The 13685-nt window shown below is 69.1% G+C and carries 11 protein-coding genes; 8 read left to right on the top strand and 3 right to left on the bottom strand.

The genetic code is table 11. The annotated features are described in order from the left end of the window. Positions 1-268: 268 nt before the first annotated feature. From D7V93_RS02480 to D7V93_RS02445, 7 genes are all read left to right on the top strand, one after another. Positions 269-1507, top strand: coding sequence for a DUF2380 domain-containing protein (locus D7V93_RS02480; RefSeq protein WP_341870904.1), 1239 nt, complete (start codon positions 269-271; stop codon positions 1505-1507). Continuing rightward, complete coding sequence (locus D7V93_RS02475) at positions 1504-1974, top strand: NUDIX hydrolase (protein WP_120641813.1); 471 nt, start codon at positions 1504-1506, stop codon at positions 1972-1974. The genes D7V93_RS02480 and D7V93_RS02475 overlap by 4 nt, the downstream gene beginning before the upstream one ends. Before the next feature lie 94 nt (positions 1975-2068). Beyond that, the gene (locus D7V93_RS02470) at positions 2069-2551 is read left to right on the top strand and encodes an NUDIX hydrolase (RefSeq protein WP_120641812.1); all 483 of its coding nucleotides are present in this window, start codon (positions 2069-2071) and stop codon (positions 2549-2551) included. Positions 2552-2848: 297 nt separating this feature from the next. After that, positions 2849-4351, top strand: a complete 1503-nt coding sequence (locus D7V93_RS02465; RefSeq protein WP_244237064.1) for a hypothetical protein — start codon at positions 2849-2851, stop codon at positions 4349-4351. Further along, positions 4348-5535 (top strand): ARPP-2 domain-containing protein, encoded by a 1188-nt coding sequence (locus D7V93_RS02460; RefSeq protein WP_120641811.1) that lies wholly within the window; start codon positions 4348-4350, stop codon positions 5533-5535. Before D7V93_RS02465 ends, D7V93_RS02460 begins: the two co-directional genes overlap by 4 nt. A gap of 149 nt (positions 5536-5684) precedes the next feature. Beyond that, positions 5685-6512, top strand: a complete 828-nt coding sequence (locus D7V93_RS44355) for a hypothetical protein (protein WP_147451012.1) — start codon at positions 5685-5687, stop codon at positions 6510-6512. Between the two features lie 79 nt (positions 6513-6591). Next, positions 6592-7440, top strand: coding sequence for a DUF3626 domain-containing protein (locus tag D7V93_RS02445; RefSeq protein WP_120641808.1), 849 nt, complete (start codon positions 6592-6594; stop codon positions 7438-7440). Between the two features lie 6 nt (positions 7441-7446). Here the strand turns inward: D7V93_RS02445 and D7V93_RS02440 are convergent, their stop codons facing one another. The 3 genes from D7V93_RS02440 to D7V93_RS02430 form a co-directional block, all read right to left on the bottom strand. Then, positions 7447-9159, bottom strand: a complete 1713-nt coding sequence (locus tag D7V93_RS02440) for a DUF255 domain-containing protein (RefSeq protein WP_120641807.1) — start codon at positions 9157-9159, stop codon at positions 7447-7449. Positions 9160-9202: 43 nt separating this feature from the next. Next, the gene (locus D7V93_RS02435; protein WP_158623627.1) at positions 9203-11911 is read right to left on the bottom strand and encodes a condensation domain-containing protein; all 2709 of its coding nucleotides are present in this window, start codon (positions 11909-11911) and stop codon (positions 9203-9205) included. A 279-nt stretch (positions 11912-12190) separates the two neighbouring features. Next, positions 12191-12733 (bottom strand): AAA family ATPase, encoded by a 543-nt coding sequence (locus tag D7V93_RS02430; protein ID WP_120641805.1) that lies wholly within the window; start codon positions 12731-12733, stop codon positions 12191-12193. A 234-nt stretch (positions 12734-12967) separates the two neighbouring features. Here D7V93_RS02430 and D7V93_RS02425 point away from each other — a divergent pair, with 234 nt between their 5' ends. Next, positions 12968-13660: a hypothetical protein gene (locus D7V93_RS02425; protein ID WP_120641804.1), complete on the top strand. Its 693-nt coding sequence runs from the start codon at positions 12968-12970 to the stop codon at positions 13658-13660. The last annotated feature ends 25 nt before the right edge of the window (positions 13661-13685 follow it).

Genomic DNA, 13685 nt, shown 5'->3' with positions numbered 1-13685 from the left:
CCTCTTGCTGGCCCTGATGCTGATGGCCACGGGATGCGCCTCCGTGTCGCAAGCGCCTGGACGCGGCCGAAGCTTGAGCTACGCGCCGCGTGGCGCCTCCTCGCCCGCCTGGGTGGAAACCCCGAGCGATGAGCCTTCGCGCGCCTGGAACGTCCTCCCGCGCGCGCTTGCTGGGCCCGAGCAACGGCTCCTGCGCCGCCAGCAGTCGCGTGACGACGTGACAGCCGTGGGAGACGGCGCTGTCGGGGGCGGGGCCCGGAGCGCTGCATTGACGCGGCAGGCAGTCCTCGACGCCACGGACGAGGTGAAGGGCTCCCTGCGCAGCGTCGAGGCTGCGTTCACCCGACTGGCGGCCCGCCCTCCAGACCCTTGGGGCTGGAGCCTCACCGGTGTCTTCACGCGCTACCTCGACCAGGGCTCCAAGCAGGTGACGTGGCTTCAGGGCGCGCTTGGGAGTGCCACCGCGTTGACGAAGGTGGCCTCGGAAGTCGGCGACACGGACATGGAACTGGGCCTGCTGCGCATGACGGGGCCGAAGCTCCAGGCGGCTCAGTTCGGAACCCTCCTGCTGGCCAGCTGGGTGGACTTCCTGCACCTCGCGGACGCCGTGCTTCGCGACTGCCCGATGTGCAGCGCCGAGAAGCTCTTCACGGACCTGCATCGCGTGCAGGGGCTGATGGAGCCCACGCTGACGGACCTCGCCTCACTGGACCCGGAGCGGGTGGAGGCGGCGACCACCGCGATGCCCGAGCTGATGGGGAAGCTGACGCGTGAGTTCGACACGCTCCAGCGAGAGACCCGCGAGACCCTGAAGCTTGGCGGGCAGGTCATCGCGGCGATGCAGGCGGTGGAGATGGTCACGATGATCTCCACGATGAAGATGGCCATGCCACGCGTGCCGCCCTCGGCCCCCGCGACGCTGGGCGTGGGCCTCGTGATGAGTTCGGGTGGAGTCATGGTGGGCTCGCGGATGGTGGTCTCCGCCGAGTGGGTGGAGATGATGCGAAGGCTCGTGCAGGCGGGCGTCATCTCCGTTCCCGCCGTCAGCGCGGCCGTCCTCATTCAGGGCGGACAGGTCACGATGGCCCAGGCGCGCCAGGACTTGCCCAAGGGCGTGCGCGAAGCGCTGGGGGACGGCCCCGAGGTGCGCGGCATGCAGGTGACGGGCAGAGCGGGGGCGGGCATGTCGGACGCTCCGAAACACCATGTGCTGCCGCAGGAGCACCGCGAGTGGTTCGAGCGGCGCGGCTTCAAGGGCGACATGGACATTGACCAGTTCTGCATCCGGTTGGAGCAGGCCCACCACGAGGCAATTCACGGTGGGGGGAACTGGAAGTTGGGTCGCACATGGCCCGGTGAATGGAACCAGTTTCTTATGCACGAGTTACTCAAAGCCGAGGCACGAGCCGGCCGGATGCTGACGCGGGATGCCGTCCTGAAGCTCGTCGCAAAGCACATGAAGGACTATAAGCTCCCAATGAACTTCGTCTCCTGGAGGGGCCCATGAGCGCCCGGCATCCGTGGGCGGGCGACGTGAGAGCCCGCCTGTATGAGCGGGTCCGCGAGCGTGGTTACGACACGCTCACCGCCTTTGCGGAGGCGCGCCCTGCCGTTCCATTACACAGGTTGGCCGACGAGCTTGGTGAAGACGATGTCGCCGCGGTGCAGGTGTTCAGCGGGCTGCTTGCAGAGGCAGAGCAGCGCAGGCAAGTCACACGTCTTGTGCGCGATGTGCTCGTGCGCGAGTTGTCCGACGACTTCCCTGACGGCTGGCCGACCGTGATGGACGACGGAACCCGTATGGACGTTGCCATAGCACTCGGTCGATGGAGTGGTTACACACCGGAAACCCATCAAGAGCGTGTAGACCAAGCCAGCGATGCGCTCCTTGCCGCCCCGCCGCCGCCCGGCTGGCGTCCGCTCGGTCCTGACGACGAACTGCTCCAGACGCTCCTTCCCGACGAGGAAGCCTGAATGCAGAGGGTGGTCCCGATATTTGGCGAGGCGGGTTTCCCACGTTGTGGCGTCGCCACGTTGTTCCGCAGAACTTCACGCCCTGGAGAAGACGATGAGCGGTGGAGGCGCTTGGCAGGGCAACATCAAAGCACGCCTGTACGAACGGGTCCGTGCGCGCGGCTTCGACTCGCTCACAGCCTTTGCCGACGCGCGCCCTACTGTCCCGCTGTACGCGCTGGCCGACGAGCTTGGCGACGAGCTTGGCGACGATGACGTAGCTGCGGTGCAGGTGTTGAGTGGGTTACTCGCAGAGGCGGAACAGAGCAAGCGGGTCACGCGCTTCGTTCGCGATGTTCTCGTGCGTCTCTTGTCTCAGAGTCTTCCCAACGGTTGGCCAGCCGTGCTGGATGACGAGAACCTATTCAAAGTAGCCAAGGCACTCGGCTCGTGGTCCGCATACACCCCAGAAACCCATAAGGAGCGGGCCAGATTGGCGAGGGCGGCACTTCGCGCGAACCCTTCCCCTGCTGGCTGGCGTCCGCTCGGCCCCGACGACGAGTTTCTCCGGATGCTCCTTCCCGACGAGGAAGCCTGACCGGAAGCGGCGACCCTTCGAACTGGTGAAGGAGTCGCCGTGTGCCCCCGTGACCGTCGAGGAACCGTGACGCCCCGAGCGCCCTTGCCCGGCAGCGGCCTCCTGCACCCGGTGGTGATGGGGGCCGTGCTGCGGCTCGTGTGTCAGCCCGAGCACGGCTGCCGCGTCATGCTACGGTGAGGGGTGCCGCTCGCGGGACTGTGATGCGATTTCCGAACCGAGCCTTTGTAGCTTGACTAGCCAATCGTGTCCGCCCTCCCCGAGCGGCGCTTCCTCCTCAGGAAGGGTGAACGTCCGATGGACATCGCGGGAGCACGCGCCGAGCAGGTCGCCCGTGAGGACCTGGTCATGTTCGTCAACGCGTGCTTCTCGTGCACCGGGCAGCGCGAGTTCTACAACGACGGGCGCGGGCAGGCGGTGTCCATCGAGTTCCTGCACGCCTACATCCTCGGCAACTACCGCCGCCTCTACACGCGCACGCTGGCCGCGGGCATCAACCACTTCAACCAGGCGCAGATCATCCTCAACCTGCTGGCGAGCGGAAAGCAGACCCCGTCCGCGGACCGGCACGAGGAGGGCGCGCTCATCGCGGCGGCGCTCCGGGCCCTGCCGCCCCAGCGGGCCTACCGGGTGCTGGACGTGCTGCGCGAGCGGCGCATCAACAACCGCCGCTCCCGCGCCATCGTGCGCGAGTTCCTGAAGGGGCGCGCGGACCTGCACTTCGACGCGGTGAAGTACCGCTCCAAGCTGCGCGCCGCCGTGGCGCACGGCCACCTCAAGCTGCCCGGAGAGCTCAACCCCTTCCTCTTCCACGGCTGGCGCAAGCGCGTGTTCCAGGCCCCCCTGCTGGAGACGTTCCGCAAGGCCCACTACGACGCCTCCGCCCTCTTCGAGCTGCCCTACACCGTCGCCGAGGGGCTCGCCGCGAAGCACCAGCTCTCCCGGGACGTCTTCCTGCGGAAGATCGAGCCGCGCCTCACCGCCGCCGAGCGGCTGCGCTTGCAAGGCTCGGCCACGCGCGCCCAGGGGGCCATCACCCTCGACCTGGGGCGCACGCCGCTCACCCGGCTGGCGCTCTACGTGCTCTCCCTCCCCCTGGAGGTGCGACGGGAGCGGCTGCCGGAGCTGCACACGGTGCTCGAACAGGCGGCGGTGAACAGCCTGCGCCGGGCATCGGTGCCCCTGGGCCGGGTGGCGGCCGTGCTGGACAACAGCTACTCCGCCTCGGGCTCGAGCGAGAAGCGCCGCCGGCCCCTCGGGGTGGCGCTCGCGGCGCACTACCTGCTGGCCGCCGCGGCGCGCGAATACCGCGCCTTCTGGATGCATCCTCCCGAGCACCCCCTGCTCTCGCGCGCTCGGGGCCAGACGGACCTCGCCACCCCGCTGCTGGACGCGCTGGACTGGAGGCCCGAGCTGGTGGTCGTCGTGTCGGATGGATACGACAACGATCCCCCCAACGCCGTGGCAGAGGTCACCCGCCTGTTTCGCACGAAGCTGGACCCGGCCCGCCAGACCACCATCATCCACGCCAACCCCGTGTTCGCCTCGGAGCTCTACGCGCCCCGGGGGATCGGGACCCACGTGCCCACCGTGGGCGTGCGGGACGCGGAGGACCTGCCCACGGTGCTCGGCTTCGCGCGCTTCGCGGAAGGGGCCTCCCCCCTGGCGGAACTCGAGGACTACCTGGCGGCGCGCGTGCGGCGGATGCTCGAGCACGTGCCCCCAGGCCCCGCCGGGACCGAGACCCCGAGGGCCCTGTCCGAGCAACCGGAAGAGCCGCTCGACGAGGAGGTGGCATGAGAGAGGGCCACAAGAGCGCGGTGCGGCGGCTGCCGCTCACGGGGCTGCGGCTCGCGCCCTCGCAGGTCTGGGGGAGCATCCGCCTGGTCCCCGTGCTGCGGGATGACATCCCCGGAGACCTGCGCATCACCCGCAGGAGCTACGACGAGGACGTGAGCGTCGTGTCGCTCCAGGGCGGGTTGATGGAGACCGGGCTCCACTACACGTCCTACGTCCCCCATGGCCTGGTGGTGGACTGGGACGACAAGGGCACGGCGGTGACGCCCGAGACCCGGCTGCGCAAGCCCGGGGGCAAGGAGGGCAAGAGCCTCAAGCACGGGCCCTTCTCGACGCGGGTGCTGCACCGCATGGTGCACCGCGAGGACAAGAACCGGCTGCGGCTGCTGCCCATGCACCTGACGATGGAGGGCTTCCTCGCGCTGTACTTCGGCGGGCCGGAGGTGGCGTGGAACGAATACTCCCAGGAGGCGCTCTCCCAGGGGCTCAATCCCCGGAGCGAGGGGTCCTTCTCGGGCTGGGCCAGCGCGGCCTTCGCGGAGGCGCTGCGCATCTTCGAGCTGCACGAGCGCCAGGTGGGCATGCTCATCTTCCAGGCGGACGCGCTGCTCTCCTGCGCCATCGTCTCGCACCCCGAGGACTACCGCGCCCTGCACCGGGCCCTGCTCGAGGACTTCTACGGAGAGCTGCTCATGCAGTACGGCTTCCTGGGAGACGTGCCCGTGCTGGGGCTGGGCGTGGAGGATGCGCGGGTGAACTCGATGAAGGAGCTGCGGGCCGCCATCGAGCGCATGCGCGTGGACTGGGCGGACTTCATGGGCTTCATGGCAGAGGGCGTCATCGGCGCCGAGGTGGTCACCTCCCCCGTCTACGAGGCCGGTCCCTTCCACCTCCAGCGCTTCATCACGGGCCTGTCGCCCTCGGAGGAGAACCACATGGGCGAGGCCATCCTGCGCGGCGACGGTACGGTCGAGTACCTCAAGACCTACCGGCTCTCGGCGGCGCAGACGCGCCGGGCATACCTGCTCAAGCAGCTCGCGCAGGGGAGCTGGAACCTGGAGCGCACCGCCGCGCAGCTCAAGACGACCCGGGACGAGCTCATGGTCCGACTGCGCAACGCGGGCTTCGGCTACCTGCTCAAGGAGCACGTCCTCAAGGCGGCCGAGACCCGGTTCGCGCGGCGCTGAGCGCCAAGCCCTGGGCATCGCCTCCCGGGGTTGGCCCTGTGGGACCGCATGTGCCCCCAGTGTGCCTGCATCCGATGCCCTCCAGACGACGGCCCCACCCCTTGCCCCAGGTAGCCGGCAGGGGGGATGACTGTCGTCAGGAGCACTCCATGTCCCAACAAGCCCACCGCCCCGCGCCGCCCACCACCGACGAGACGACCGACGCGCCTGAGCCCGTGGCCGCGGAGACGGCGGAGGCGTTTCCCCCGCTCGCGGCCCTGCTGACCAGGGTGAACTCACCTGGGATGGTGCGTGCGGACATCGACGCGCTCATCGCGGCGATGGGCCGTGCCCCCGCTGCGGACGAGTCGCTCCGGGAGCGGGCGGACCTGCTGCTGGGACTGATGTCGCGCGACAACCCCGTGGGCAAGTACAGGGGGGAGAACTGGACGACGGTGCGTCAGGCGGCCAAGGCCGCCCTGCTGGCCCTGGGGTATCCGTACGCGCTGGAGCTGCCTCCCGAAATGGTGGAATCGTACCCGTCCGCGCCCCCCGTCGACGACAGCCCACGGACGGGACCGGGCCCCGGGGCAGGAAGCATCGTCGTCATGCTGCTGTCTTCGTTGCACCAGACGGGCCTCATCAGACTGGTCGGGGCGTTCACCGGCGCCAGGCAGTTCGACTGGGGCTCCTCCCTGGGGCAATCCCTCATCCTCGGGATGTTGGGGGTGTGGCTTCCCGCGCTGTGCTCCTTCCTTGGCCACAGCCTGGAGAAGCGCTGGCTGCAAGTCGTTGGCGCGGTGGGGTTGTGGTTGCTGTTCGTCGGCTGGGGACTGGCGAGCCTCGTGGGCACGGCCTCCATGGGCCCCGGCAGCCTCCTGCTGATGCCCTGGCACCTGGCACTGTGGGCCGCCATCGTGATGCGCCCGGTCCCGGAGAAGACGGAGACAGGGGAAGCAGCTCCCACGGATCCTCAAGCGCCCACGCCTGAATCCTGACCGCGGCCCCAGGTGCGTCACGCGGCCCGGGCCGCGCTGTGCTCCCCAGTCGGCCGCCCGAGTGCGGTAGAAGGCGGACATGCCGCCTCCGTGGACGCCTGACCGGCGTATTCCACATCCCGCCCTGGAGCACCTGGAGCGAAAGGCCCGTGGAGGGCCGCTGGACCGCCGGTTCCGCATCACCCTTCACTTCCACCCGGACGTTCCCTTTCAGGGCGGCAGCATCCTGACCGCGATGCGGCGCGACGGGGGCTATCGATCCCAGTTCGAGACGCGCACGAGCAACGGGGGGCTCACGGCGTTTCCCGCGGGGGCTCGCTGGAAGTGGGAGAGCCGGCTCTTCCATGGCCACTACGACCTGCGTCACGACCGCGAGCGTCCCAAGTACGGCGCACTCGACTTCCGGGGCGACCCCTATGGTGCGTCCCCGCGTTTCGGCTCCAGCCATTTCCGTCTGACCGAGGAGACGCTGGACCGCGCCAGTTTCTGCTTCCCTGACAGCGTCTTCGAGCCCGAGTCCTTTGGCACCGCCCGTCGGATGGACCTCATCGCGCTGGCGGAAGCCACCCCCTTCGAGGACCCGCTGGACGCGTACATCGAGGCCCATGTTCACGGGGACCTCCGCATTCCGGGCGACATGGAGGCGCTGGTGCTCGACCCGAGCTACCGCGGGACGCAGGTCGAGGAGGAGGCGCAGGCCCTGGGCGTGAGACTGGAGTGGCATCCGGGCTACGCCGTCGAGGTGGAGACGCTCCGCCGTCATCCGGACTACCGGGGAGATGACATCGTCCAACTCGCGGAACGGCTCGCGGACCAGGCGTGGCTCACGCCATTCATCCTGGGCCGGGCCCGCACGAACGCCGCATGGGACCCGCAGCAGCTCAAGAAGGTCTGGCATTGCCTGGCCCGCTTCGGGCGGAGGCTGTAGGACACATCAATGGAGGCCATCAGGACGACGATCCGCTGGCCAGCGCGCCCCACTGGGGAGGATCCCCTGGGGCCAGGGCACCACGCCGAGCGCATCCGCTGCGAGCAGGAAGTCCCCCAGCATCCGGCCCTGCGCTTCGAGCGTCGCCGGGGTCGTTGTCGCCGCGAGCACGTCGCGGCCCCGTTCGCGCCACGCCGGGTCCGCCGTGAGCGCATGCAGCGCGGCCAGGAAGCGCGCCGCCACCACGTTGTGCGCGAACGGGCGCTCTCTCCGCGCGAACATGCCCACCGCGTCCCGGTCCAGCGTCTGTTCGTACAGCGCTCCGCTCGCCGGATCCGCGAAGTCCCGCATCATCGCGTGGCCCACGCGTTGGGCGGCCTCCCGGTAGCGCGCTTCGCCCGTGGTTCGCGCGAGCAGCGCCAGGGCCCGGCCCAGCGCCGCCGCGTCCGCCAGGAAGCGCGGGCCCGAGTGCGGGGAGGCCTCGCGCCACACCGCTCCGTCCTCGCCCACGTGACTCGAGAGCAGCACGTCCATGGCCTTCCTCGCGAGGGCCAGGGGCTCCTTGTCGCCGGTCGCCTCGTGCACCGTCACGAGCGCCGCCACCGCGAGCCCGTTCTCCCGCGCGTACACATGCGTGTCCACCCACGGCATCCCGAGTGCCCGGCGGCCCGCGTCGTCCCGCGCGTAGTACACGTGCCCGTCCACGAAGGGCACGCTCCGGTCGTGCGCGCCCACGTCCGCGTCCTGGTTCGCGTAGAACGTTCCATCCGGTGCCTGGAGGAAGCGCTCCAGGTACCGGGCGATGCCGCGTGCGTCCTCCAGGAGCGCGGGCGTCCTGAGCAGGGCCCAGGCCCGCGCGTAGGCCTCCAGGTTCGACGCCTGCATGAACATCAACTTCTCGAAGTGGGGCGCCTTCCAGTGGGACGCCGCCGAGTACTGGTAGACGCCACCCCACACGGGGTCCAGCACCGCGCGCTGCCGCTCCAGCGTGCGAGCGATTCGCTCGCGCGCCGCCGAGTCCCCACGCGCGGCCCGGAGCACCTCGAACTCCACGTTGGCCCCCAGGGGCGCCTTCTGGGTGCGGCCCCAGCCGCCTTCCTGGGCGTCGTACCAGCCGTCCATCCCCCGGACCACGTTCGAGGTCACCCACGGCAGCATCACGGGGGACGCGGGCAGGTCCAGCGAGAGCGGGCGCGCGGTGCGCTGGGACTCGGCCTCCAGCGCCTCCACGCGCTGAAGGATGGCGCGCAGTCGCTCCGGTGCGAGGTAGCCCCGGTACTTGCCCACCTCCTCCGCGTCCGGGGTCAGCAGGATGGTCGCGGGCCAGCCGTAGTCCACCCAGCGCTCGGCGAGGTCCGGCCGCGCGTCCACGTCCACGCGGATGGCCACGAAGCGCTCACGCAGCAGCCGCCCCACCTCGGGGTCGCGGTACGTCGTCTCGTCCATCACGTGGCACCAGTGACACCACTCGGCCGCGCCATCGACCAGGAGGTAGCGGCCCTCCCGCTTCGCCCGCGCGAAGGCCGCCGGCCCCCACTCCTCCCACGTGAACGCGGCCGTCTGCCCGAGCGCCCGCGCCCGGACGATGTCTACTTCCGGAGGCGTGCCGGGGCGGACGTGGCCCGCGGGTTCGGGCGCGGGAGTCGCGGTGCGGTGGCAGGCGGCCCCTGAGAGCAGAGGCGCGAGGAGGAGCGCGAGGCGCAGCGGAGCACGGTGCATACGCTCCACGGTACGGCCCCGGAGCCGGACCGGATGTTCGTCTTCACGGACTTTCCATCAACGCCCCGAGTCGTTGCTCGAGCCCATTCGCCAGGTGTGTCAGCAGCCGCCGGAAGTGTTGCAGCAGGTGCCGCGCCTGTTCGGTGTCGACGCGGTCGAGCCGGTGTCCCAGTTCGATCTTCAATTGCTCACCGGGCACCACGCTGAGCGCGAGCGGGTACGGCCATCGGTCGATGACCCGCATCTTGTCGAACGTGAACCCGAGCGCGCGCGGGTCCGCGGAGAACCGCATCGGGTGTTGCTGGAAGCGGACGATGCTGTCGAACAGGGGAGCCCCGTCCGGTGCGCCCATCCAGCGGCGCAGCGTGGAGAGGGGGACGTGCTCGAACGGGCGCTGCTCCTGCTGGCGCGCCTGGAGGCTTCCGAGCCATTCGGCGGCCGACGCCTTCGGGTCCAACCGCGCGCGGACCGGGAGCGTGTTGAGCAGGGGCCCGATGAGTTCCTCGATGCCGGGCACTTCCGAGGGGCGGACCTCCGACGTCGCGCCGAAGCAGACCTCCTGTCGCTGCTGACTCCGTGCGAGCACCAGCGCCCAGGCGCCCTGGACCACGGTGTTCAGCGTGAGCCGGTGACGGCGTGCCATGCGGGAGAGAGCTTCGGTGGTCTTCCGCGACAGCCGTACCCGTTTCTCCGCCCAGCGCCATTCAGGACGTGCGCCCGTGGGCTCCGCGCGGAGGGGGAGCGCGAGCCCCGCGAGTTCGCTGCGCCAGTACGCCTCCGCCTTCGCCAGGTCCTGACGTTCCAGCCAGCGGATCACCTCGCGGAAGGGCGTCCGGGCGGGCAGGTCCACCGGCGCGCCTTGCTCAAGGGCCACGTACACGGTGAAGACCTCCTGGAGCAGGAGGGACATGCTCCAGTCGTCCAGCATTCCGTGATGGGTGCTCCAGACGAAGTGGTAGCGCTCCGGCGCGCTCTTGACGAGCGAGAGGCGCATCAGCGGTGCCCGCTCCAGATTGAAGCCGCGCCGTGCGTCATCCTTCTGTCGCGCCAGCTCCACGGAGTGCAGCCTCGGCGCGATCTGAGCCAGGTCGATCCGTTCGACGGTGAGACGGGCCTTGTGCTGGACCCCCTGATGAGGGACCGACACGCTGTCGAACACCGCCGCGCTTCGCAGCACCGGGGTGCGGTCGATGACGTGCTGGCAGGCCCGCTCGAAGTTCTCCGGTGAAAGGGCGCCGGAGATGCGCCCGGAGATCTGGAGGGCGTAGGCCCACGTTCCGGGACGGGCCCGGCTCTCCTCGAACATCTCCTGCTGCGACAGCGCCAGCGGGTAGAGCTCTTCCATGGGGCCGCGCTCCGCCAGGATCCGGACCAGCCCCGAGCGGTCCACGCGTGCGAGCGGGAAGTCCGCGGGCGACAGACGCCGGACGCCGTCGGTGCGGGCGAGCGCGACGAATTGCCGGAGCGCCTGGAGGAAGTGCTCGGCGAGCCGTGCGATCGTCTCCGGGAGGAGGAGTGCCGGGCTGTAGGTCCAGTCCACCCGCAGCCGTCCTTCCTGCACGAGGCTGTGGACCTCCAGCAGGTGCGGACGAAACGTGAGCAGGCTCGTGGTGGGCCCCACCGAGGCGTCGGACGGCTGGAAGAGCGCGTCGCCGGAGAAGACCGGGGCGGCCTGTCCCAGGCAGTTGAAGAGCAGCCCCGGGTAGACCTCCGGCACCGGCTCGGAGGTGTCCTCGCGCAGGTAGCGCAGGATGCCGTAGTCGAGGCCCCGGTTCGGGATGCCGCGCAGCCGGGCCTTCACGGACTGGAGCGTGTCGCGCACGTCATCGCCTTCGTGTTCGAGCACCACCGGGACCCGGGAGGTGAACCAGCCCACGGTCCGCGACAGGTCCACGTCGTCGAAGAGCGGCTCGCGGCCGTGCCCCTCCAGGTCGATGATCCAGCGGCGTCTCCGGGTCCACGAGGCGAGCGCGGAGGCCAGCGCGGTCAGCAGGATGTCGTTGAGCTCGCAGTGGAAGGTCTTGAGCACTTCGCCCAGAAGCGCCTGGGTTTCCTCCGCGCCCAGTGCACAGGAATGGGTTCGCGCAGTGCCCACTGTCTGGGCGGATATCCCCGTGGCGGCCAGGTCCGCCGGCAGGTGGCCGTCGGCCGAGCTCGGAAGGCTTCTCCAGTAATCCAACGGGGGCGTGGACGAGCGCGCGTACTCGACCAGCCGCCGCGACCATTGCTGGAAGGACGTGGTCTTGTCGGGGAGGTGGGGAGCGCGTCCCTCTCGCAGTTGCTGGTACGCGGTCTGGAAGTCCTCCAGCAGGATGCGCCAGGAGAGCCCATCCACCACGAGGTGTTGGGCGATCAGCAGCAACTGCTCCGGTTCGTCCAGCCCCGACGTGAAGCGGGCGACCCTCAACATCGGCGCCTGCCCCATGATCAACTCGTCCTGGAGTCGGGTGGCGATGGCTTCGAGGGCGGCGACTTGCTGCTCCGGCCGCAGGTGGCCCAGCTCGAAGTGCTCCACCTCCAGCAGGTCGTCGGGAGGCATGCAGTGCTGCGACCAGCCGGAGCGGGTCCACTCGAATCGCATGCGGAGCGCATCGTGGTGCCGCACCAGATGGCGCACCGCCTGCTTCAGCCACTCGGCGCGCAGCGGCTCGTGTGGGACGAGCAGCGCCGCCTGATTGAAGTGTTCAGGCCAGTTCCGGGGCTGCGACAGGTACCAGTGCTGCACGGGGGTGAGTGGCACTTCGCCCGTCACGACCCCGGGCTCCGTGTCCCGAGCGGAAGCTTTCGCGTCACCCGATTTCATCCCTGCCCGGGAGTGGAGCGCGTCCTCGGTTTCACCCATGTGCTTTCTCGTACCACCGGGCCTGCGTCAGGGTCCATGCGGCCGGCCGTGGGGCCTCCCTTGCTCCATGACGCAGGTGCCGCCTCCTGCCGCACCGATTCATGGGGGGCGTGGCCGTCGGGAGGCGATGCCCTGTTGGATATGCGCGGTCGCTTCTGGGGCGGGGGGTGTGCCCATGGACTGGACGCCCTACGGAACCGAGCCACTCCCAAGGTGCTTGAGAACCTGCTTCGCACGCGCTCTCAAAGAACCTTCGACCTCGAGCACCGCCACGCCCAGGGCATGGGGATCACCGAGGAGGAGCTCCTTCAGCTTCGCATCAACCGACAGGCGCAGCTCCTCGTCGTCCGAGGAGGAGAGATTGATCCGATCCGGCTGTTCGATCCCAACCAGCACGACCAGATCGAGCTTTCGGAGGGCGCTGCGTACGCGCGGGAGCCATGCGTCAAGGTCGAACGCGTCGCGGTCCTCGTGGGCCAACAGGTATCCGATGAAGTCGACGGGACATCGGTCGAACAACACGTCGCGGTGGTCATCATCGAGGTCGGCGATGGACCGTGCGAGCTGCTCTTCGAAATCCTCGACCGACGGGGGCGCCGCGAACTCGTACCCCTCTTCCTCCAACTGGTGGTACGGCTCATCCACCGTCGCGTAGGTCGGGAGAAGGTCGGACAGCTCTTCGACAAGGGTGGTCTTTCCCGCGCGGTGAGTGCCGGATACAGCGATTCGCATACACGAGCGCTCTAGAAGTCTGTTGGAGTCAGGGTTCCACGAACTGGCGGGAATCGTGAACGGTACGGGTGGGGTGAGCAAGACGTTCCGACCGTACGTGTCGACCCTGGACCGACGGCGCGCGATCAGGATTGGAGGCATTTCCAGGATTTCTTGACTTGGATGTTTCTTCCGGGGTGTCTTGTGAACCCGCACAACCCGAAGGGCGTATCCGCCCAGGAAAGAGGATTGCGAATGATTGCCATGAACAGCTCCGGCATCACCCAACGTCTCCACGCGCCGGTGCGCAGCGTACTTCTCGCGCTTGCTCTTTCAGTGATGGTTGGCGCGTGCGGAGGAAGTGTCGAAGGCGAAGGGATTGACGAAGGCACGACCGGCGAGGTCAGCGCTGAGCTCGCCGCCGTCTCGTACATCTGTGGCTACGCGTTGCCGGGCTATGGCTGCAACAACGGAAGGACGAGCGCCTATGTCGTCGCGGCGGACCTGAACGCGGCCATTGGCGCCTGCCGCGCCGTGCAACCGGCGGCGTACTCGGATTTCTGCTACGTCATCGATGCCGCTGGAGCGACCCCGACCGACGTGACGCAGTGCTCGGCGGCCGCGGGCTCCTGGCGAGCGGGCAACAACTGCTGCAACTTCAAGGGCAGCCTTTCTTGCCCCACACGCAGCTACACCTGTGGTTACGCCCTGCCCGGCTACAACTGCAACAATGGAAGGTCGAGCAAGATCATCTCCGCGACGGACCTGACCTCCGCCATCGCGACCTGCCACTCCGTGCAGCCGGCGGCGTACTCGGACTTCTGCTACGTCATTGACGGTGCCGGAGCGACCCAGACCGACGTGTTTCAGTGCGCGGAAGCATCGGCGTCCTGGCGAGCGGGCAACAACTGCTGCAACTTCAAGGGCAGCGTGAGCTGCCCCAACTGACCCGGGAGCACGGGTAGGGCGGGAG

Origin of the sequence: Corallococcus llansteffanensis (assembly GCF_003612055.1) — a bacterium.
In the GTDB taxonomy this organism is placed as follows: Bacteria; Myxococcota; Myxococcia; order Myxococcales; family Myxococcaceae; genus Corallococcus; species Corallococcus llansteffanensis.
The sequence above is the reverse complement of the archived record's forward strand: the minus strand, read 5'-3'. Positions and strand labels throughout refer to the sequence as shown.

What these genes read in the sequence shown, in the direction of transcription:
- D7V93_RS02470 (WP_120641812.1), top strand. Translation starts at nt 2,069, where the DNA reads ATGAGCGGTGGAGGCGCTTGGCAGGGCAACATCAAAGCACGCCTGTAC.
- D7V93_RS02440 (WP_120641807.1), bottom strand. Translation starts at nt 9,159, where the DNA reads ATGCACCGTGCTCCGCTGCGCCTCGCGCTCCTCCTCGCGCCTCTGCTC.
- D7V93_RS02465 (WP_244237064.1), top strand. Translation starts at nt 2,849, where the DNA reads ATGGACATCGCGGGAGCACGCGCCGAGCAGGTCGCCCGTGAGGACCTG.
- D7V93_RS44355 (WP_147451012.1), top strand. Translation starts at nt 5,685, where the DNA reads ATGTCCCAACAAGCCCACCGCCCCGCGCCGCCCACCACCGACGAGACG.
- D7V93_RS02475 (WP_120641813.1), top strand. Translation starts at nt 1,504, where the DNA reads ATGAGCGCCCGGCATCCGTGGGCGGGCGACGTGAGAGCCCGCCTGTAT.
- D7V93_RS02445 (WP_120641808.1), top strand. Translation starts at nt 6,592, where the DNA reads ATGCCGCCTCCGTGGACGCCTGACCGGCGTATTCCACATCCCGCCCTG.
- D7V93_RS02460 (WP_120641811.1), top strand. Translation starts at nt 4,348, where the DNA reads ATGAGAGAGGGCCACAAGAGCGCGGTGCGGCGGCTGCCGCTCACGGGG.
- D7V93_RS02425 (WP_120641804.1), top strand. Translation starts at nt 12,968, where the DNA reads ATGATTGCCATGAACAGCTCCGGCATCACCCAACGTCTCCACGCGCCG.
- D7V93_RS02430 (WP_120641805.1), bottom strand. Translation starts at nt 12,733, where the DNA reads ATGCGAATCGCTGTATCCGGCACTCACCGCGCGGGAAAGACCACCCTT.